Origin of the sequence: Variovorax sp. RA8, assembly GCF_901827175.1 — a bacterium.
Taxonomy (GTDB): domain Bacteria; phylum Pseudomonadota; class Gammaproteobacteria; order Burkholderiales; family Burkholderiaceae_C; genus Variovorax.
The window spans coordinates 1,820,754-1,840,769 of the sequence record NZ_LR594662.1 but is presented as its reverse complement, the minus strand read 5'-3'; the positions used below and the strand labels follow the sequence as shown (position 1 = coordinate 1,840,769).

The 20,016-nt window shown below is 68.9% G+C and carries 22 protein-coding genes; 12 read left to right on the top strand and 10 right to left on the bottom strand.

Annotated elements, in window-relative coordinates; all coding sequences use genetic code 11:
• Nucleotides 1-6: 6 nt before the first annotated feature.
• Together apbC and E5P3_RS08795 are read right to left on the bottom strand one after the other, a co-directional pair.
• Nucleotides 7-1,098, bottom strand: a complete 1,092-nt coding sequence (gene apbC / locus E5P3_RS08800) for an iron-sulfur cluster carrier protein ApbC (RefSeq protein ID WP_162585619.1) — start codon at nt 1,096-1,098, stop codon at nt 7-9.
• Nucleotides 1,099-1,312: 214 nt separating this feature from the next.
• Nucleotides 1,313-1,987: a YceH family protein gene (locus tag E5P3_RS08795; RefSeq protein WP_162585618.1), complete on the bottom strand. Its 675-nt coding sequence runs from the start codon at nt 1,985-1,987 to the stop codon at nt 1,313-1,315.
• A 112-nt stretch (nt 1,988-2,099) separates the two neighbouring features.
• Between E5P3_RS08795 and metG the strand changes: the two genes are divergently transcribed.
• From metG to E5P3_RS08780, 3 genes are read left to right on the top strand one after another with little or no spacing between them, the layout of a single operon-like run.
• Nucleotides 2,100-4,178, top strand: coding sequence for a methionine--tRNA ligase (gene metG, locus E5P3_RS08790; protein ID WP_162585617.1), 2,079 nt, complete (start codon nt 2,100-2,102; stop codon nt 4,176-4,178).
• A gap of 29 nt (nt 4,179-4,207) precedes the next feature.
• Entirely contained in the window at nt 4,208-4,423 is a 216-nt protein-coding gene (locus E5P3_RS08785) for a hypothetical protein (protein WP_162585616.1), read from the top strand.
• A gap of 33 nt (nt 4,424-4,456) precedes the next feature.
• The gene (locus E5P3_RS08780) at nt 4,457-6,130 is read left to right on the top strand and encodes a SulP family inorganic anion transporter (RefSeq protein ID WP_162585615.1); all 1,674 of its coding nucleotides are present in this window, start codon (nt 4,457-4,459) and stop codon (nt 6,128-6,130) included.
• On the opposite strand, the gene E5P3_RS08775 is transcribed toward E5P3_RS08780, so the two are convergent.
• Nucleotides 6,127-6,636, bottom strand: a complete 510-nt coding sequence (locus tag E5P3_RS08775) for an outer membrane protein assembly factor BamE (RefSeq protein ID WP_443083238.1) — start codon at nt 6,634-6,636, stop codon at nt 6,127-6,129. The genes E5P3_RS08780 and E5P3_RS08775 overlap by 4 nt on opposite strands.
• 118 nt (nt 6,637-6,754) lie before the next feature.
• On the opposite strand from E5P3_RS08775, the gene E5P3_RS08770 reads away from it, so the two are divergent.
• From E5P3_RS08770 to E5P3_RS08735, 8 genes are all read left to right on the top strand, one after another.
• Nucleotides 6,755-6,961, top strand: coding sequence for a DUF3460 family protein (locus E5P3_RS08770; protein WP_162585614.1), 207 nt, complete (start codon nt 6,755-6,757; stop codon nt 6,959-6,961).
• Between the two features lie 111 nt (nt 6,962-7,072).
• Nucleotides 7,073-7,870, top strand: coding sequence for a segregation and condensation protein A (locus E5P3_RS08765; protein WP_162589600.1), 798 nt, complete (start codon nt 7,073-7,075; stop codon nt 7,868-7,870).
• A gap of 181 nt (nt 7,871-8,051) precedes the next feature.
• Nucleotides 8,052-9,632 (top strand): L-aspartate oxidase, encoded by a 1,581-nt coding sequence (nadB, locus tag E5P3_RS08760; RefSeq protein WP_162585613.1) that lies wholly within the window; start codon nt 8,052-8,054, stop codon nt 9,630-9,632.
• Between the two features lie 142 nt (nt 9,633-9,774).
• Nucleotides 9,775-10,176: an aspartate 1-decarboxylase gene (panD, locus tag E5P3_RS08755; protein WP_162585612.1), complete on the top strand. Its 402-nt coding sequence runs from the start codon at nt 9,775-9,777 to the stop codon at nt 10,174-10,176.
• 76 nt (nt 10,177-10,252) lie between these two features.
• Nucleotides 10,253-11,137: a 3-methyl-2-oxobutanoate hydroxymethyltransferase gene (gene panB / locus E5P3_RS08750; protein ID WP_162585611.1), complete on the top strand. Its 885-nt coding sequence runs from the start codon at nt 10,253-10,255 to the stop codon at nt 11,135-11,137.
• A gap of 8 nt (nt 11,138-11,145) precedes the next feature.
• Nucleotides 11,146-11,976, top strand: coding sequence for a pantoate--beta-alanine ligase (panC, locus tag E5P3_RS08745; protein ID WP_162585610.1), 831 nt, complete (start codon nt 11,146-11,148; stop codon nt 11,974-11,976).
• Nucleotides 11,977-11,983: 7 nt separating this feature from the next.
• Nucleotides 11,984-12,622 carry a 7-carboxy-7-deazaguanine synthase gene (queE, locus tag E5P3_RS08740; RefSeq protein WP_162585609.1) on the top strand — a complete coding sequence of 213 codons (639 nt, stop codon included), beginning with the start codon at nt 11,984-11,986 and terminating at the stop codon, nt 12,620-12,622.
• Between the two features lie 46 nt (nt 12,623-12,668).
• Entirely contained in the window at nt 12,669-13,049 is a 381-nt protein-coding gene (locus tag E5P3_RS08735) for a 6-carboxytetrahydropterin synthase (protein WP_162585608.1), read from the top strand.
• A gap of 24 nt (nt 13,050-13,073) precedes the next feature.
• On the opposite strand, the gene pabB is transcribed toward E5P3_RS08735, so the two are convergent.
• The 7 genes from pabB to E5P3_RS08700 all read right to left on the bottom strand — a co-directional run bounded on the left by pabB (nt 13,074) and on the right by E5P3_RS08700 (nt 19,163).
• On the bottom strand, nt 13,074-14,852 hold the full coding sequence (pabB, locus tag E5P3_RS08730) for an aminodeoxychorismate synthase component I (protein ID WP_174263051.1): 1,779 nt from the start codon (nt 14,850-14,852) through the stop codon (nt 13,074-13,076).
• Complete coding sequence (gene nadA / locus E5P3_RS08725; protein WP_162585607.1) at nt 14,852-15,964, bottom strand: quinolinate synthase NadA; 1,113 nt, start codon at nt 15,962-15,964, stop codon at nt 14,852-14,854. Before nadA ends, pabB begins: the two co-directional genes overlap by 1 nt.
• A 3-nt stretch (nt 15,965-15,967) precedes the next feature.
• Complete coding sequence (gene nadC, locus E5P3_RS08720; protein WP_162585606.1) at nt 15,968-16,846, bottom strand: carboxylating nicotinate-nucleotide diphosphorylase; 879 nt, start codon at nt 16,844-16,846, stop codon at nt 15,968-15,970.
• 29 nt (nt 16,847-16,875) lie between these two features.
• Nucleotides 16,876-17,871, bottom strand: a complete 996-nt coding sequence (locus E5P3_RS08715) for an NAD(P)H-dependent glycerol-3-phosphate dehydrogenase (protein WP_162585605.1) — start codon at nt 17,869-17,871, stop codon at nt 16,876-16,878.
• Nucleotides 17,872-17,897: 26 nt separating this feature from the next.
• Nucleotides 17,898-18,362, bottom strand: a complete 465-nt coding sequence (secB, locus tag E5P3_RS08710; protein ID WP_068680343.1) for a protein-export chaperone SecB — start codon at nt 18,360-18,362, stop codon at nt 17,898-17,900.
• Nucleotides 18,363-18,471: 109 nt separating this feature from the next.
• Nucleotides 18,472-18,732 (bottom strand): glutaredoxin 3, encoded by a 261-nt coding sequence (gene grxC / locus E5P3_RS08705; RefSeq protein WP_162589598.1) that lies wholly within the window; start codon nt 18,730-18,732, stop codon nt 18,472-18,474.
• 23 nt (nt 18,733-18,755) lie between these two features.
• Nucleotides 18,756-19,163 (bottom strand): rhodanese-like domain-containing protein, encoded by a 408-nt coding sequence (locus E5P3_RS08700; protein WP_162585604.1) that lies wholly within the window; start codon nt 19,161-19,163, stop codon nt 18,756-18,758.
• Nucleotides 19,164-19,236: 73 nt separating this feature from the next.
• On the opposite strand from E5P3_RS08700, the gene gpmA reads away from it, so the two are divergent.
• Nucleotides 19,237-19,980: a 2,3-diphosphoglycerate-dependent phosphoglycerate mutase gene (gene gpmA / locus E5P3_RS08695; RefSeq protein ID WP_162585603.1), complete on the top strand. Its 744-nt coding sequence runs from the start codon at nt 19,237-19,239 to the stop codon at nt 19,978-19,980.
• The last annotated feature ends 36 nt before the right edge of the window (nt 19,981-20,016 follow it).

Genomic DNA, 20,016 nt, shown 5'->3' with positions numbered 1-20,016 from the left:
GCAACGTCAAGTGTTTTTGCTGACCGTGATGGTCGGGAATTTCGCCGAGAAGTCCTTGGCCTTCTCGGCGATGCCCACCGCGACCCGGCGCGCGACCGCCTTGTAGATGCCCGCCACTTCGCCATCGGGGTCGGCCACCACCGTCGGCTTGCCGCTGTCGGCCTGCAGCCGGATGTTGATGTCCAGCGGCAGCGCGCCCAGGTAGGCCATGTCGTACTGCTCGGCCATCTTCTTGCCGCCCTCGGCACCGAAGATGTGCTCGACGTGGCCGCAGTTGGAGCACACGTGCACCGCCATGTTCTCCACGATGCCGAGGATGGGAACGCCCACCTTCTCGAACATCTTGATGCCCTTCCTGGCGTCGAGCAGCGCGATGTCCTGCGGGGTGGTGACGATCACCGCGCCGGTCATCGGCACGCGCTGCGACAGCGTGAGCTGGATGTCGCCGGTGCCGGGCGGCATGTCGACGATCAGGTAGTCGAGGTCCTTCCAGTTGGTCTGGCGCAGGAGCTGCTCCAGCGCCTGCGTGGCCATGGGGCCGCGCCAGATCATGGCCTCGTCCTGGTCGACCAGGAAGCCGATGGACATCACCTGCACGCCGTGGTTCTCCAGCGGCTCCATGGTCTTGCCGTCCTCGCTCTCGGGGCGGCGCGAGATGCCCAGCATCATCGGCTGGCTGGGGCCGTAGATGTCGGCATCGAGCAGGCCGACACTGGCCCCCTCCGCCGCGAGGGCAAGCGCGAGGTTGGCGGCAGTGGTGCTCTTGCCCACGCCGCCCTTGCCCGAGGCCACGGCGATGATGTTCTTGACGTTGGGCATCAGCTGCACGCCGCGCTGCACGGCATGGCTGATCACCTTGGTCGCGATGTTGGCCGAGACGTTCTCGACGCCCGGCACGGTCTTCGCCGCCGCGACCAGCGCCTTGCGCAGCGCCGGGGCCTGGCTCTTGGCGGGGTAGCCGAGCTCGATGTCGAAGGAGACATCGCCCTCGTGGATCTGGAGGTTCTTCAGCGATTTGGTGCTGACGAAGTCCTTGCCCGTGTTGGGGTCGAGGACGGTCTTGAGCGCTTCGGCGAGCGCCTGGGGTGTAACGGTCATGGGGGCTCCTGATGGCCGGTAGTCTAGTGCGGCGCCAAGGAGGGGTTCGCCGGCCCCGCGTTCACCCTACACGCCAGCATGCCGTTGGTCAGGAAGGAGGCGGCCGACTCGGCGCCGGCCGCCAGGAAGGCACTTTCGAACTGTGCACGGGTGGGGCAGCGGGGTCGCCCAGGTCGAGGGGCGGAAGAAGACCGCGTCCTTCATGCGCGGGGCTTCAGGCCTGGTCGGCGATGCCCAGTTCCGAACAGATGCGCGCGGTCAGCGCCTTGAGGGCCGCGACCTCGGCCTCGAGCCGGGCGACGTTGGCCTTCAGCGCCGCCACCTCGCCGAGCGAAGCGTCGCCGCGACCGGCCGGCGCCCCCGCCGTCTCCATCGCCTGCTCCGAAGGCGGTCCAGAGAGCAGCTGCATCCAGCGGTTCTCGCGCGCCCCCGGCAGTCGCGCGAGCTTCACGACCAGCGCGCCGGCCGGCCGCTCTGCCAGCTCGTCCAGGAAGGCCTCGACCGAGGAGATGTCGGCGAAGTTGTGCATCCGCTCGGTGGCGATGCGCAGCTCGCCGGCGGTCTGCGGGCCGCGCAGCATCAGCACCGTCAGCAGGATGGTCGACTGGGAGGGCACGCGCAGCACGCGCTCGATGTTGTGCTCGTAGCGCGCGACGCGCCCGCCGCTGGACTCCATGACGAGGCTGTAGCCCTTGAGGCTGTCCAGCGCGGCCTGGACCTCGGTCTCGGACAGCTCCATCAGCGGGTTGCGGCTGGTCTTCTGGTTGCACCCGGCCACCAGGGTGTTGAGCGTCAGCGGGTAGCTGTCGGGCACGGTGCGCTGCTTCTCGGCCAGCACGCCGAGGACGCGGGTTTCGACGGCGGACAGGATCGGCAGGGCAGAGGTCATGGCAGCGGCTCGAATGGGGGCCAAAGTGTAAGCGCCGTGCGCCGCCTAAAATGCCCCTCCCGCCGGCCGCACGGCCGCCGGCTCCCGTCCGTTCCCCCAGAAAGCGCCCTCGATGCCCCAGCGCAAGCTCTTCGTTACCACCGCCCTGCCGTATGCCAACGGCAAGTTCCACGTCGGCCACATCATGGAATACATCCAGGCCGACATCTGGGTGCGGTTCCAGCGCATGCAGGGGCACATGGTGCACTTCGTTGGCGCCGACGATGCGCACGGCGCGCCGATCATGATCGCGGCCGAGAAGGCCGGCAAGACGCCGCAGGAATTCGTCGGCGAGATCGCGGCCGGCCGCAAGGAATACCTCGACGGCTTCCACATCCGCTTCGACAACTGGCACTCCACCGACAGCCCGGAGAACACCGAGCTCGCCCAGGGCATCTACAGGAAGCTCAAGGCGGCGGGCATGATCGCCACGCGCACCATCGAGCAGTTCTACGATCCGGTGAAGGGCATGTTCCTGCCCGACCGCTACATCAAGGGCGAATGCCCGGTGTGCCACGCCAAGGACCAGTACGGCGATTCGTGCGAGGTGTGCAGCAGCGTGTACGCGCCCACCGAACTGATCAACCCGTATTCGACGCTGACCGGCGCGGCCCCCGAGCTGCGCAGCTCCGAGCACTTCTTCTTCAAGCTCTCCGATCCGAAGGTGGTCGACTTCCTCAAGACCTGGACGCAGGACGGCAAGCTGCAGCCGGAGATGGCGAAAAAGGCCGGCGAGTGGTTCGAGGCCGGCATGGCGGACTGGGACATCTCGCGCGAGGCGCCCTATTTCGGCATCGAGATCCCGGATGCACCGGGCAAGTATTTCTACGTCTGGCTGGACGCGCCCATCGGCTACCTGGCCAGCCTGAAGAACCACTTCGACAAGGGCCAGGCGGCGGCCCACTGGCACGAGCCCTCGCGCACCACGCAAAGCTTCGACGACTTCGTGGCCGATCCGGCAGTGGAGCAGGTTCACTTCATCGGCAAGGATATCGTCTACTTCCACACGCTGTTCTGGCCCGCGATGCTGCAGTTCAGCGGCCGCAAGACGCCCGGCCAGGTGAACGTGCACGGCTTCATCACCGTCTCGGGCGAGAAGATGAGCAAGAGCCGCGGCACCGGCATCGACCCGCTCAAGTACCTCTCGATCGGCATGAACCCCGAGTGGCTGCGCTACTACATCGCGGCCAAGCTCAACGCCAAGGTGGAGGACGTCGACTTCAACCCCGACGACTTCATCGCCCGCGTGAACGCGGACCTGATCGGCAAGTACATCAACATCGCGAGCCGCGCGGCCGGCTTCGTCGCCAAGCGCTTCGGCGGCAAGCTGGGCATCGTGAGCACCGATGGCGCCGCGCTGCTGGCGACGCTGCAGGAAGCAGCCCGGCCGCTCGCCGCGCTGTACGACGGGCGCGACTTCGCCCGCGCGCTGCGCGAGATCATGGCGCTGGCCGACAAGGTCAACGAGTACGTGGACCAGAACAAGCCCTGGGAGCTCGCCAAGCAGGCCGGGATGGAAGTGCGCCTGCACGATGTGTGCACCACCTGCATCGAGGCTTTCCGCCTGATGACCATCTACCTGAAGCCGGTGCTGCCGGCGCTCGCCGCGCAGGTCGAGGGCTTCCTGCGCAGCGAGCCGCTGCTGTTCGCCGATGCGGCGCGGCTGCTTGGCGAAGGCCACGCGATCGCCGAGTACAAGCACCTGATGCAGCGCGTCGACGCCAAGCAGATCGACCAGTTGTTCGAGGCGCCCGAGCCGATGGCAGAAGCCGCCGCAGCCACTGCCCTGCCCGGCGGCGAAGGCATCGCGCCAACCATCACCATCGACGACTTCGCAAAGATCGACCTGCGCATCGCGAAGATCGTGGCCTGTCAGAAGGTCGAGGGCTCCACCAAGCTGCTGCACCTCACGCTCGATGCCGGCGAAGGCCGCACGCGCAACGTGTTCTCCGGCATCGCCTCGGCCTACCAGCCCGAGCAGCTGGTCGGCAAGCTCACCGTGCTGGTCGCCAACCTGGCGCCGCGCAAGATGAAGTTCGGTATTTCCGAAGGCATGGTGCTGGCTGCCAGTCATGCCGACGAGAAGGCCGAGCCCGGGATCTACGTGCTGGAGCCCTGGCCTGGCGCTCAACCCGGCATGCGGGTACGCTGACGCGCCCCCGACCTGATCGCAGCCTGCCCATGAAGCACATTGCACTGTCCGCCATCCTCATCCTCGCATGCGGCCTGCCGCTGGGCGGCTGTGCCGTGGTCACCGTGGCCAGCACCGCGGTGAGCGTGACCGCCGGCGCCGTGGGCCTGGCAGCCGATGCGGCCATCGGCACCGCGCGCATCACCGGCAAGGCGGTGGGCGCCGCGGCCGACGCAGTGCTGCCCGGCGACGACGAATCCCGCTGAGCCCGGGCAAGAAGGCGCATCCACAATAGCGCCATGAGTTCGCCCCCACCGATCGCACGCTTTCGTCCCCGGCTGATCGACGCGCTGGCCGGCTACAACCAACAGCGCTTTCTCAAGGACCTCGGCGCCGGCCTCACGGTGGGCATCGTGGCATTGCCGCTGGCCATGGCCTTCGCCATCGCCTCCGGGCTCAAGCCGGAGGCCGGCATCTGGACCGCGATCATCGCCGGCTTCCTGGTCGCGGCCCTGGGCGGATCGGCGGTGCAGATCGGCGGGCCGGCCGGCGCCTTCATCGTGATCGTCTACGGCATCGTCGAGCGCTACGGCGTGGCCAATCTGCTGATCGCCACCGCCGGAGCCGGGGTGTTGCTGTTCCTGATGGGGCTGTTCCGGCTCGGCACGCTGGTGCGCTACGTGCCGGTGTCGATCGTGATCGGCTTCACCAACGGCATCGCAGCGCTCATTCTGATCTCGCAGCTCAAGGACTGGCTGGGGCTGACCATCCCGAAGATGCCGGCCGACATGTTCTCGCAGTTGCACACGCTGGCCATCCACATCGGCTCCTTCAATCCGTATGCCTTCGGGCTCGGCTCGGCCTGCCTCATCGGACTGTTCGTATGGCCTACGCTGCTGCACGACAAGACGCGTTTCGGCTACGGGGTGCGCCTCGTGCTGGGCCGGATCGCCGAGCTGCGCGCCGTGCGCGCCGGTTCGCGCGTACCGGGGCCGATCGTCGCGCTCGTCACGCTCACGCTGGTGTCCTGGGGCTTCAGCCTGCCGGTGGAGACCATCGGCACCCGATTCGGCGGCATTCCGCAAGGCATGGCGAGCTTTGCGCTCCCCGAGTTCACCTGGGAAACCGTCAAGCAGCTGGTGACACCCACTCTCACCATTGCGCTGCTGGGCGCAATCGAATCGCTGCTGTGCGCGCGTGTCGCCGACCAGGTCAGCGGCCTGCCGCGCCACGATCCGAACCAGGAACTGATGGCGCAAGGCGTGGCGAACCTGGTCACGCCCTTCTTCGGCGGTATGCCGGCCACCGGCACCATCGCCCGCACCGTGACCAACGTGCGCGCGGGCGCGAACTCGCCCGTTGCCGGCATCGTGCATGCAATCACGCTGCTGGTGGTGGTGCTGCTGGCGGCGCCGCTCGCCCAGCACGTGCCGCTGTCGGTGCTGGCCGGCATCCTGCTCTTCGTGGGCTGGAACATGGGAGAGTGGCGGGAGTTGTCGCCCTACATCCTGCGTCGCGCCAGCCGCGACTACCGCGTGCTGATGCTGGGGACCTTCTTCCTGACCGTCGTGTTCGACCTCACGGTGGCGGTGCAGGCGGGCATCGTGCTGGCCTGTGCGCTGTTCGTGCGCCGCATGAGCAAGCTGTTCAGCGTCGAGATGGTGGCGCTGGAGCCGCCGGTGCTGACCTTCCGGCTCTACGGAGCCCTTTTCTTCGGCGCCGCCGCCAAGCTCGACCCGACGGTGCAAGCCATCGAGAGGGCGCCTCGCGGCCTGACGGTGGTGCTCGACGCGATGCACCTGATCCTGCTCGACACGACCGGACTCGACGCGCTGCGCCAGGTGCACAAAGCCGTGCTGGCGCGCGGCGGCGTGCTTCGGATCGACTCGGTGCAGGCGCAGCCGCTCGAGGTGATGGAGCGCTCGGGCTTCGCGGAAGAGTTACGGACCGGCATGCCCGCAGCGGCTCACTAGTTGGCGTTCGCCTCGGTGCTGCGATCGGGCGATGAGCCCGCGCTCACCACTCGCTGATCGTCGTTCAGCGTGGCGGTGAACACCATCGGCGAGTTCGGCGGTTGCACCCAGCGCCATTCCCACGCGGTTTCGTTCTTCAGCGGATAGGGCGTGCGCCGCGCCGGCTTGCCCAGCAGCTTGCGCAGATCCTCCATCGCCATCCCGGGCTGCACGCGGGCGAAGTTCTCGGGCGTGAGCACCTGGCGCAGTGCCGCCATCTTGCCGTCGGGGCCGATGGTGATCATGTAGTTCTTCTGGCCCTGCGGCTGGCGGTTGTATTCGAACACCCGTCCGGTGGGCGAGTCCCAGACGTTCTCGGGCTCGCCGAAGCGCGCACGCACGTCGGCCTCGGTCGAGACACCCTCTTCCAGCTCGCTGATGCGCTTCGGGTCGCAGCCCGCGAGGCAGCACGCCGCGGCCAGCACGGCGGCCACCGCGCGCCGGCGTCCCATTCGTCCTTGCACCATTCGACCCCTTCAGTTGAGCAAGGCCGAGTCTATGCGCTCAGTTTTGGGCAAAGCACCCCCCGTGTCCCGCCGCCAGGGATTCGGCCCCGGTAAAATTCGCTTCCAAAGGTCCAACCCCATGTCCATCTTCGCCCGCCCCCACTACACCTCCGAGATCACGAACTTCATCGAGGAGATGAAGCAGAAGAAACCCACGCTCGAAGCCGAACAGCGCGCCGGCCGCGGCCTGCTGTGGGACAAGCACCTGGACCGCTCCATGCTCGAGGAGTACCAGCAGGCCGCAGTGCCGCAGCAGCCCTACGTCTACCAGACCCGAGTGAAGTAAGCAGTGCCCATCCGGCCCGTAGCGAGCCACCGGGACGCGAGCGCGAGCGAGCAGGCGCGCACCGAAGGCCCCGAAATCGTCGCGGACGATGACGCGCCGCCGATCGCCGCCATGCCCGAGGTGATCGACCAGGTCGCGCTGGCCCGGCTCTATGGCGAGCCGCTGTTCGCGCTGCCGAGCGACCTCTACATCCCGCCCGAGGCGCTGCAAGTCTTCCTCGAGGCGTTCGAGGGGCCGCTGGACCTGCTGCTCTACCTGATCCGCAAGCAGAACTTCAACATTCTCGACATCCCGATGGCGGGGCTGACGCGCCAGTACCTGGCCTATGTCGACCAGGTGCGCCAAACCAACCTCGAGCTGGCAGCCGAATACCTGCTGATGGCGGCGATGCTGATCGAGATCAAGTCGCGAATGCTGCTGCCGCCCAAGAAGACTGCCGAGGGCGAGGAGGTCGAGGACCCGCGGGCCGAGCTGGTGCGCCGCCTGCTCGAATACGAGCAGGCCAAGCTGCAGGCCGCCTCGCTCAGCGCGATGCCGCAGGCGGGCCGCGATTTCTGGAAGGCACAGGTCTACATCGAGCAATCGCTCAAGCCGCGCTTCCCCGACGTGAACGTGGTCGACCTGCGCGACGCCTGGGCCGATATCCTGCGCCGGGCCAAGCTCGTGCAGCACCACAAGATCTCGCGCGAGGAGCTCAGCGTGCGCGAGCACATGAGCATCGTGCTGCGCCATCTGCAGGGCCGGCAGTTCGTCGAGTTCGAGAAGCTGTTCGACGTCAACCGCGGCACGCCGGTGATGATCGTCACCTTCATCGCCATGCTGGAGCTGGCGAAGGAGACGCTGATCGACATCACCCAGGCCGAGGCCTTCGCACCCATCTACGTCCGGCTGGCCTACTCGCCAGCATGATGCTGCCCTTTTCAGCGCATCAGTCGACCATTGCCCGACCCGTGATCATCGATTCGAGGGCGGCGAAGCCAGGCCCGTTCGGGAGACACCGCGGAACCGGCTTTGCCGGGCCGCTGGTGTCGCCCCCGGTGAGGGGGTGGGCGGCTACACGAAGTGAGCCAACCTGGGGGTGAGCCAATATATGCATGATTTCGACGTTCTCATCGTCGGCAGCGGGCTGGCCGGCCTCAGCGCCGCGCTGCACCTCGCGCCCACGCACCGCGTGGCGGTGATCACCAAGCGGGCGTTGGCCGATGGCGCCAGCCAGTGGGCGCAGGGCGGGATCGCCGCGGTGCTGGGCGAGGACGACAGCCTGCAGTCGCATGTGGACGACACGCTGGTCGCCGGCGCCGGCCTGTGCGACCTGGCGGCCACGCGCTTCGTCGTGGAGCACGCGCCCGAGGCCATCGCCTGGCTGCGCGGGCTCGGCGTGCCCTTCTCGCTGGAGAACGGCGAGCTGCACCTGACGCGCGAGGGCGGGCATAGCCAGCGCCGTATCGTCCATGCCACCGATGCCACCGGCGCCGCGGTGCAGCGCACGCTGATCGACACCGTGCGCCGCACGCCGAACGTGACGCTGTTCGAGCAGCACACGCTGGTGGACCTGATCACCGGCCACAAGCTGGGCCTGAAGGATCCGGCCTGCCTGGGCCTCTATGCACTGGACGAGGCCACCGACGAGGTGCTCACCTTCCGCGCGCCCCACACCATCCTGGCCACCGGCGGCGCGGGCAAGGTTTACCTCTACACCACCAATCCCGACACCGCCACCGGCGACGGCATCGCCGCGGCCTGGCGCGCGGGCTGCCGGGTGGCGAACATGGAGTTCATCCAGTTCCACCCGACGTGCCTCTACCACCCGCATGCGAAGTCCTTCCTCATCAGCGAGGCAGTGCGGGGCGAAGGCGGGCTGCTGAAGCTGCCCGAGTCGGCAGGCGGCGCCCGCTTCATGCCTGCGCACGATGCGCGCGCCGAGCTCGCGCCGCGCGACGTGGTGGCGCGCGCCATCGACTTCGAGATGAAGAAGCACGGGCTGGATTGCGTGCACCTGGACATCTCGCACCAGAGCCCGGGCTTCCTGCGCGAACATTTCCCCAACATCCTGGCGCGCTGCGCCGAGTTGGGCATCGACATCACGCGCGAGCCGATCCCGGTGGTGCCGGCCGCGCACTACACCTGCGGCGGGGTGCTCACGGACCTCGCGGGCCGCACCGACGTGCCGGGGCTGCACGTTGTCGGCGAGACCGCCTGCACGGGGCTGCACGGCGCCAACCGGCTGGCCAGCAACTCGCTGCTCGAATGCATGGTGTTCGCCCGCGCCGCCGCGCAGGCGATCTCCGAGGCGCCGGCCCGTGGCGGCGCCTCGCTGCCGGCCTGGGACGACAGCCGCGTCACCGACGCCGACGAGACGGTGGTCATCTCTCACAACTGGGACGAGCTGCGCCGCTTCATGTGGGACTACGTGGGCATCGTGCGCACCAACAAGCGCCTGGAACGCGCGGCTCATCGCATCGCGCTGCTGGATCGCGAGATCCAGGAGTTCTACGCCCATTTCCACGTCACGCGCGACCTGCTCGAGCTGCGCAACCTGGTGCAGGTGGCCGAGCTCATCGTGCGCTCGGCGCAGGCCCGGCGCGAGAGCCGCGGGCTGCACTTCAGCCGCGACTACCCTTCGCTCGCCGCGCCCGCGGCGCCGACCATCCTGGTGCCGCCGGCCATCTGAAGAATGGTGAGCTGCAGGCGCGCAAAGTTCCTGACCGGAATTTTTCTTTGAATGGTTCTCCACTAGCATTCGACGCCTTGCTCCCCGCGGCCCGGCTTCAGGCCATCGGCGAGATTCCCCACCCACACTTCGCCTCGACCCCATGTTCCGTACCCTGCTCAAGTCCAAGATCCATCGCGCGACCGTCACCGACTGCGAGCTGCACTACGAGGGCTCCTGCGCCATCGACGAAGACCTGCTGGAAGCCGCGGGCCTGGCGGAGAACGAGCAGATCCACGTCTGGAACATCAACAACGGCGAGCGCTTCGTGACCTACGCGATCCGCGGCCAGCGCGGCAGCGGCATCATCTCGCTCAACGGCTCGGCCGCGCGCCGGGCCTCGCTGGGCGACCTGGTCATCATCGCCGCCTTCGGCCTGGTGCCCGAGGACCAGGTGCGCAGCCACCAGCCGAAGCTGGTGTTCGTGGACGGCGCGAACCGCATCGAGGAAGAGCGCGCACATATCCCGGTGCAGCCCGCATCGGGCGAAGCCGTCCCCGCCTGAGCGCAGTCCCAGGGCGCCTTGCCGCGCGCCCCACCCCCGACCCGGCCTGCGGCCGATCCCCGGAGAAATCTCGACCATGCCATCCACGCCTGCCGCCAGCGCGGCCACGCCCTACGGCACCCTGCCGCCCGCCTCGGCGCCCGCGCAGCGCAAGCCGCTGAGCCTGCCGCGCCTGGCCGACATGCACGCGCGCGGCGAGAAGATCGTCATGCTGACCGCCTACGACGCCACCTTCGCAGCCATGGCCGATGCGGCAGGCGTCGAATGCATCCTGGTCGGCGACTCGCTGGGCATGGTCTGCCAGGGCCTGCACAGCACGGCGGGCGTGACGCTGGAGACCATGCGCTACCACACCGAGTGCGTGTTTCGCGGACTGCACCGGGTGCAGGGCACGTCCTGGCTGATCTCCGACCTTCCCTTCGGCAGCTACCACGAGTCGCGCGAGCAGGCACTGCGCAGCGCTACGGTGCTGATGCAGGCCGGCGCCCACATGGTCAAGCTCGAAGGCGGCGGCTGGACCAGCGAGACCGTGCGCTTCCTGGTCGAGCGCGGCATCCCCGTCTGCGCCCACCTGGGCCTCACGCCGCAGACGGTGCACGCCCTGGGCGGCTACCGCGTGCAGGGCAAGGGCGACGAGGCCGCGGCCCGGCTCAAGCGCGAGGCCCATGCGCTGCAGGACGCGGGCGCGGCGATGCTGGTGCTGGAGATGGTGCCGGCCGCGCTGGCCGCAGCGCTGACGGGCGAGCTGAAGCACTGCGCCACCATCGGCATCGGTGCCGGCCGCGGCACCGCCGGCCAGGTGCTGGTGCTGCACGACATGCTGGGCATGAACCTCGGAAAGATGGCGAAGTTCGTGCGCAACTTCATGCAGGGCGCCGACGGCATCGCCCCGGCCATCGAGGCTTATGTGCGCGCGGTGAAGGACGGCAGCTTTCCCGACGACCAGCTCCACGCCTGGTAGGACACCCCATGCACATTGCACACACCCTTCCCGAACTGCGCGAATTCCTTGGCCGCTACCAGCGTCCCGCCTTGGTCGCCACCATGGGCAACCTGCACGAGGGGCACATGGCGCTGGTGCGCGAGGCCAAGCCACTGGGCGACGTCACGGTGGCCAGCATCTTCGTCAACCGGCTGCAGTTCCTGCCGCACGAGGACTTCGACAGCTACCCACGCACCTGGGACAGCGACTGCGAAAAGCTGCGCTCGGTCGGCTGCGACCTGCTGTTCGCGCCCGACGAGAAGGCGCTCTACCCCGAGCCGCAGACCTGCAAGGTGCATCCCGACCCGGTGCTGGCCGACATCCTCGAAGGGCATTTCCGGCCCGGCTTCTTCGTCGGCGTCTGCACGGTGGTGATGAAGCTCTTCGCCTGCGTGCAGCCGCGCTTCACGGTGTTCGGCAAGAAGGACTACCAGCAACTGATGATGATCCGCCACATGGTGCGGCAGTTCGCGCTGCCGATCGAGATCGTGGGCAGCGAGACGCGGCGCGCCGAGGACGGACTGGCGCTGTCCTCGCGCAACGGCTACCTGAGCAAGGCCGAGCGGGCCGAGGCGGCACAGCTGTCCAAGGCCTTGCGCGCGATGGCCGATGCGGTGCGCTCCGGCGAGCGCGATCTCGCCGCGATCGAGGCGCGCGCGATGCGTTCGCTGGAAGCGCGAGGCTGGAAGCCCGACTACATGGTGCTGCGCCGCCGCGCCGACCTGCAGGCACCGGCGGCCGGCGAGCCGCTGGTGGCCCTGGCGGCGGCCAGGCTCGGCACGACGAGGTTGATCGACAACCTGGAAATCGACCGCTGATTTCTTGATGAGCTACAGCGTCAAGGAGATCTTCTACACCCTGCAAGGCGAAGGTGCCCAGGCCGGCATGCCCGCCGTCTTCTGCCGCTTTGCCGGCTGCAACCTGTGGAGTGGCCGTGAGCGTGACCGCGAAAGCGCCGTCTGCCGCTTCTGCGATACCGATTTCGTGGGCACGGACGGCACGCTGGGCGGCAAGTTCGCGAGCGCCGGGTCGCTGGCTGACGCCATCGCCGCGCAGTGGCCTGCCGAGGATGCCGAGCACCGGCTGGTCGTGCTCACCGGCGGGGAGCCGCTGTTGCAGGTCGACGCGGCGCTCGTGGCCGCGCTGCACGCGCGCCGCTTCCGCATCGCGGTGGAAAGCAACGGCACCATCGCCGCGCCCGAGGGCATCGACTGGCTGTGCATCAGCCCGAAGGCCGGCGCGCCCTGGGTCCAGCGCAGCGGGCAGGAGCTCAAGGTCGTCTGGCCGCAGCCCGGCCTGGCGCTCGATGCGCTGGAAGCGCACGGGCAGTTCGCCCATCGCTTCCTGCAGCCCATGGACGGCCCGGCGCAGGCCGAGAACACCGCGCTGTGCATCGACACCTGCATGCAACGGCCCGGCTGGCGGCTGAGCCTCCAGACCCACAAACTGACCGGCATCCGCTGACGCGAAGCTCACCCTGGGCGGCGCGCAGCGCCCCCACCTGTATCCGATGCCTATCCCGCAATTCACCCTCAGCCAACGCTTCTTCTTCGACGCCGCCCACACGCTGCGACGCGAGATCGAGTCCGACGCCAGCCGACGCATACACGGCCACACCTACCACGCGGAGGTTGCAGTCCGCGGCCCGCTCGATCCCGCCACCGGCATGGTCATCGACCTCGGCCTGCTTCGCGAACGCCTGCGGGCGGTGCGCGTGCAACTCGACCACCATCTGCTCGACGAGGTGCCGGGCCTGGGCATCCCGACCTTGGAAAACCTTTGCCTGTTCATCTCCCGCGCGCTGTCGGACCTGCGGCCGCAGCCCTCGCGAGTGCGCGTCTGGCGCGATGCACTCGGCGACGAGTGCCTGCTCGAGCTCGCCGCCGCCTGACTTCGGGCGACGGGCGTCGCCGGTTCAGGCCACCGTCGGGTCGAGCTCCGCGTCGATCCAGCCCCGCAGGCTGTTCACGAAGGCCAGCGCCTCCACTCGCGGGAGGTCCTGCAGGCACACCACCGACTCCGTCATCCGGCCTTCGCGCAGCCAGCGCTCCCGGCCGACCCCGCCCAGCAGGCCGCAGGCCAGCGGCGGCGTCACCCACCGGCCATCGATGCGCAGGGCCACGTTGCCGCGCGTGCATTCGGTCAACTCGCCCCGCGGGTTCCACAGCAGGGTGTCGAACACGCCCGCGCGCGTGGGCGCGAAGGCCTCGTAGTGCGAGCGGCGGGTGGTCTTGAAGCGCACGAATTCGCTATCCGACGCGCCGAAGGCCCGATCGGCCAACTGCAGGCGCACGCGCTGCGGCGCGGTGTCTTGCGCGAAGGCCTGCGCCCGCAATCGGCCGCCGTGGTCGAGCAGAAGTCGCACGCGCCAGTTGTCCAGCGGATGCGCCTTGCGCAGCGCTTCCAGGCGCTGCGCCGCGGCCTGCTCCGGCCAGGGGTAGCCGAAATGCCCTGCCGCGGCGGCCATGCGCGCGACGTGGGCCGGCGCATCGCGCAATCGGCCGTCTTCGAGCGCGAGCGTCTCCAGCAGTTCGAAGGGCGCACTGGCGCGATCGAGGAAGGCGCGCTTGTGCTGCCATTCCTGCCATTCGCCGTCAGGCTGCGATTCGGCGACGATGCCGCTGCCGATGCCGCAACGGGCCACCCCGCCGCGCAGCGAGACGGTGCGGATCGGCACGTTGAAGGTGGCATCGCCGCCGGGCCGGACCAGGCCCACGGCGCCGCAGTAGACGCCGCGGGGCCCGCGCTCCAGTGCGCGGATCATGTGCATGGCACTGACCTTGGGGGCGCCCGTGACCGATCCGCACGGAAACAGGGCCGCGAACACGTCGGCGAGCGTGCAGCCGGGCCGCGTCCGCGCCTCGACGTCGGAGGTCATCTGCCAGACGGTCGGCAGCGCCTCGGCATGGAACAGGCGTGGCACGCGCACCGAGAAGGGCTCGGCGAGGCGCGACATGTCATTGCGCAGCAGGTCGACGATCATGACGTTCTCGGCGCGCTCTTTGGCCGACTGACGCAGGCGAGCCGCGGCCTCGGCATCTTCGTGCGCGGTCGCCCCGCGCGCGGCCGTGCCCTTCATGGGGCGCGCCAGCAGCCGGCCTGCTCGCCAGTCGAAGAACAGCTCGGGCGACGCCGACAGGACCTGCTCCTCGCCATCGTCGATGAAGGCTGCGTAGCCGCCGGGCTGCGCGCGCTGCAGGGCGGCAAACAGGGCGCGCGCCGCGGCATGCGGGCCGGTGCCCGCAGCGCCGTCGAGACGGCCGCGCAACATCGAGGTGTAGCTGGCCTGATAGAGATCACCGGCGGCGATGGCCTCGCGCAGCCGGGTCAGCGCGTGGTCGAACTCGCCCCGGGACAGCATCTCCTCCCACGTCAATGCCGGCTGGGCCGCATCGTGATCGTCTCCGGGCCAGGGCAGCGCGGTGTCGTGGACACCGAACCAGGCGAGCGGTCCGTCGGGATCGCGCACCGCCAGTGCCGGATCGAAAGCGCAGGCTGCCTCGTAGCGCAGATAACCCACGCACCAGCGTCCGCGCAGGGCCTGCGCCTGTACGGCGTCGAGCAAGGGCCGGACCTCGGCCGCCGTGCGCGCCTGCAGGATCTCGCGCGGCACTCCGAAGGCATGTCGCAGGCGCGGCGCGTCGTGCGTTTCGAAGGGGGAAGAAAAATCGATGAGCGCGGAGACGGGCACCATCAGGCCGCGCCGATGCCCGCCACCAGGCCGCCCGCCGGCTGCCCCTTCTTGAGCCCCGCGGTGAAGGCCAGCATGCGGTCGATCGGCACGCGCGCACGCAGGCCAAGCGCAGGGGCTACATGCACCTCACCCTCGCCCGTTTCCAGCACGCGTGCCAGGTCGGCCAGGCCGTTCATCGCCATCCACGGGCAGTGCGCGCAGCTCTTGCAGGTGGCGCCGTTGCCGGCGGTGGGCGCCTCGATGAAGGTCTTGCCGGGGTTCAGCGTGCGCAGCTTGTGCAGGAGGCCGGTGTCGGTGGCGACGATGAATTCGCGCGCCTCCATGCGCTGCGCGGCAGCGAGGATGCCCGATGTGGAGCCCACGGCGTCGGCAAGCGCGATCACCGGCGCCGGCGACTCGGGGTGCACCAGCACCTTGGCGCCTGGATGGGCCTCGATCAAAAGTTCCAGCTCGAGCGCCTTGAACTCGTCGTGCACGATGCAGGCGCCGTCCCAGCTCAGCATGTCGGCGCCGGTCTCGCGCCGTATGTAGTCGCCCAGGTGCCGGTCGGGCGCCCACAGGATCTTGCGGCCTTGCGCGTGCAGGGCGCCCACCACGTCGAGCGCACAGCTGGAGGTGACCAGCCAGTCGGCACGCGCCTTCACGGCAGCGCTGGTGTTGGCGTAGACGACCACGGTGCGGTCCGGGTGCTGGTCGCAGAAGGCGCTGAAAACATCGGCGGGGCAGCCCAGGTCCAGCGAGCAGGTGGCATCGAGGTCGGGCATCAGCACGCGCTTCTCGGGCGAGAGGATCTTCGCGGTCTCGCCCATGAAACGCACCCCGGAGACGACCAGGGTCTGCGCCGGATGGTCGCGGCCGAAGCGCGCCATCTCGAGCGAATCGCTGACGATGCCGCCTGTTTCCTCGGCCAGGTCCTGCAGGTCGGGATGCACGTAGTAATGCGACACCATCACCGCATTGCGCTCGCGCAGGAGACGGCGGATGCGGGACTTGAGCGCCTCGCGCTCGTCCCGCGAGGGTTCGGCCGGCACGCGTGCCCAGGCATGGCGTGTGCCGCAGGCGGCATCGGAAACCGGCTGCTCGTAGTCGACGCTGATGACGGCTGATGTCATGGATCACGCTTCCTGGAAACGCATCGAGAAATCGATGGCCTTGATGTCCTTGGTCAGGGCGCCGACGGAGATGCGGTCCACGCCGGTCTCGGCCAGGGCGCGCACGCTCTCCATCGTGACGCCGCCCGAGATCTCCAGCACGGCGCGGGTGCCTGCGACCGCATCGTTGCGGCGCACGGCCTCGCGCAGGGTCGGCAAGTCCATGTTGTCCAGCAGGATCATGCGGGCGCCCTGGGCCAGCGCCTCGTCGAACTGGGCCAGGGTCTCGACCTCGATCTCGACGAACCGCGCCCGGCGGCCCGCTTCACCGGCGGCCCGCAGCGCAGCGCTGACGCCGCCGGCAGCAGCGATGTGGTTTTCCTTGATGAGGATGGCGTCGTAGAGGCCGATACGGTGGTTGGTGCCGCCGCCGGCACGCACGGCGTACTTCTGCGCCAGGCGCAGGCCCGGCAGGGTCTTGCGCGTGTCGACGATCACGGCACGCGTGCCGCGCACCGCTTCCATGTAGGCCGCCGTGCGCGTCGCAACTGCGCTGAGCAGTTGCAGGAAGTTGAGCGCGGTGCGCTCGGCGGTCAGCAAGGCGCGGGCGTCTCCCTCGATCTCCAGCACTGCCTGGCCGGCCGCGCAGCGCGTGCCTTCCGCGCCGTGCCAGGCGATCCGCGCCTGCGGATCGAGCTGCCGCACGACGGCCTCCACCCAGGGCACGCCGCACAGCACGGCAGGCTCACGCAGCAGCACGCGGGCAGTGGCGCGGCTGCCGGCGGGCACCAGGGCGGCGGTGAGGTCGCCCTCACCGACGTCCTCGCGCAGGGCGCGCGCGCCATCGGCGGCGGCCAGTTCGGCAATCCGGGCCGGGGAGAAGTCGAAGAAGTTGTCGTCCATGTCGTGTTGTTCTGCTGCGGGGCCGGGCTTCAGGGCGCTTCAACGCCTGGCTCGCGGCTCATCAGTTCCGTGACTGCCTCCGCGGGCCGCAGGCGGCCGTCGAGCAGGGCCACCACGCTCTCCGCGATGGGCATCTCGACGCCGAGGTGGCGCGCGCGCTGAACCACGGTGCGCGCGCAGTAGACGCCCTCGGCCACATGGCCGAGCGAGTCCACGGCCTGCGCCAGCGTCTGCCCCTGGGCCAGGAGCAGGCCGACCTTGCGGTTGCGCGAGAGGTCGCCGGTGGCGGTCAGCACCAGGTCGCCCAGTCCAGAAAGCCCCATGAAGGTGTCGGGCCGCGCGCCCAGGGCCACGCCCAGGCGCGTCATCTCGGCCAGGCCGCGGGTGATGAGGGCGGCGCGTGCATTGAGGCCGAGGGCCAGGCCGTCCGCCAGGCCGGTGGCGATCGCCAGCACGTTCTTCACGGCGCCGCCAACTTCGACGCCCACGATGTCCTCGTTGGCGTAGACACGCAGGCTCGGGCCGTGGAAGGCATTGACCAGCGCCTCGCGCAGACCGGGATGAGCACTGGCGGCGACCAGCGCGGTGGGCCGGCCCTGCGCGACCTCCAGGGCGAAGCTGGGACCGCTGAGCACGCCGGCCACCAGGCCGGGCGCCACCTGGGCCTGGATCTCGTGAGCCAGCAGGCCGTCGGCACCGGCGAGGGCGGGCTCCACGCCCTTGCACAGCCAAGCCACCGGGCAGGCCGCATCGCGCAGCAACAGGAGCTGCTCGCGCAGGGCGGCCATGGGGGTGGCGATGATCGCCAGATCCGCATCGGCGACCGCGGCGGGCACGGTGCCGCTGCGCAAAGCCAGCGAGGCGGGAAGCGGAACGCCGGGCAGGTAGCGCGCGTTCTCGCGCGCCGCCAGCATGGCCTGCACCTGGGCCGCGTCGCGCGCCCAGAGGCTGACCGCATGTCGGGCGGCCGCATTGACCGCCAGCGCCGTTCCCCAGGCGCCGGCGCCGAGCACGCAGATCTTCATCGGCGGCTGCGCATTGTCCCGACGTCTTACTGCGTGATGATCGGCGAGGCCTGGCCGGCCGCCTGGGCCTGCTGCTGCTCGAACATGGCCTGGAAGTTGATCTCGGCCAGGTGCACTGGCGGGAAGCCGCCGCGCTGGATCACGTCGGCCACGTTGCCGCGCAGGTAGGGGTAGACGATCTGCGGGCAGGCGATGCCGAGGATCGGGCCCATCTGCTCTTCGGGCAGGTTGCGGATCTCGAAGATGCCGGCCTGCTTGGCCTCGACCAGGAACACGGTGCGGTCCTGGATCTTGGTCTGCACGGTGGCCGAGACGGTGATCTCGAAGATGCCGTCGGTCACGGGCTGCGCATCGACGCCGAGCTGGATGTCGACGGTGGGCTGCTCCTGCTCCAGCAGGATGGCCGGCGAGTTCGGCTGCTCGAGCGACAGGTCTTTCAGGTAGACGCGCTGGATCTGGAAGACGGGGTCTTGGGCTTGCTGGTCGGCCATGGCAGAACTTTCGAAGGTCAAAACAACGCCCGCCGGGGGAAGAGATGTCCCGACGGCGGGCTGGCGTGTTTGGATGGATGGGAAAAGGGGCGATTATCGCCCCGCGGCGTCAGCCGCCCTGCAGCAGCGGCACCAGTCCGCCGCGGCCGTCGAGGGCGATCAGGTCGTCGCAGCCGCCGACATGCGTGTCGCCGATGAAAATCTGCGGGACGGTGCGCCGCTGGGTGATGTTCATCATCGTGATCCGGGCTTGCGGATCGCCGTCGATGCGGATCTCCTCGATCTGTTCGACGCCCTTGGCTTTGAGAATTTGCTTCGCGCGAATGCAGTAGGGGCAGACGGCGGTGGTGTACATCTTGACGGCTTGCATCGTGCTCATGTGGGATGGGAAGTTCAGGCCTTTTCAACCGGCAGGTTAGCCTCTTTCCAGGATTTCAGCCCGCCAGCCACGGCTTGGGCTTGCTCGTAACCGAGTTTCTTGGCGATGGCCACGGCACGCTGGGCCCGCGCTCCGGTGGCGCACACCAGCAGGAGGGGCACCGTCTTGTTCTTGACCGCGGCAGCGAGCTTTTCCTCGAGCTGGTTGAGCGGCACGTTCTTGGCGCCGGTCATGTGGCCGGCGGCGAATTCCTCCGGCTCGCGCACATCGACCACCACGGCGCGCTCGCGGTTGATCAGCTGCACCGCGCCCTGCGCCGTCAGTGACCCGGAGGTGGCTCCACGCAGCAGCGGCCAGGCCAGCATGCCGCCGGAGCTGAGCGCAATCAGGATCAGCATCCAGTTGTCGACGATGAATTTCACGGTGTTCTCTTGAGTGGCAAATCGCGGATTTTAGAATGTCGGGTTTTGGCAAGCGTTCCCAAAGGCCTCCCCCATGCACAAACTGGTACTGATCCGCCACGGCGAATCGACCTGGAATCTCGAAAACCGCTTCACCGGCTGGACCGATGTCGACCTCACTCCGCTCGGCATCGAGCAGGCCAAGCAGTCTGGCCGGCTGTTGAAGGCCGAGGGGTACGACTTCGACGTGGCCTACACCAGCGTGCTCAAGCGCGCCACCCGCACGCTGTGGCACACGCTCGACGAGCTGGACCGCACCTGGCTGCCGGTGGTGCATTCCTGGCGCCTCAACGAGCGCCACTACGGGGCGCTTCAGGGCCTCAACAAGGCCGAGACGGCCAAGAAGTACGGCGACGAGCAGGTGCTGATCTGGCGCCGCAGCTACAGCGTGCCGCCACCGGCGCTGGAGCCCAGCGATCCGCGCAGCGAGCGCGGCGATCCGCGCTACGCCAAGCTGGCGCCCGAACAGGTGCCGCTGACCGAATGCCTCAAGGACACGGTGGCGCGCGTGCTGCCCTTCTGGAACGAGTCGATGGCTCCGGCGATCCGCGCAGGCCGGCGGCTGGTCGTGGCAGCGCATGGCAACTCGATCCGCGCGCTGGTCAAATACCTGGACGGCATCTCCGACGACGACATCGTCGGCCTCAACATTCCGAACGGCATCCCGCTGGTCTACGAGCTCGACGACGAGCTCAAGCCGCTGCGGCACTACTACCTCGGCGATGCGGCAGCCGCCGAGAAGGCGGCGGCTGCGATCGCCGCGCAAGGCAAGGCCTGAGCTTGAAAATCTGCCGCGGCGCCCTCGGATACGCGG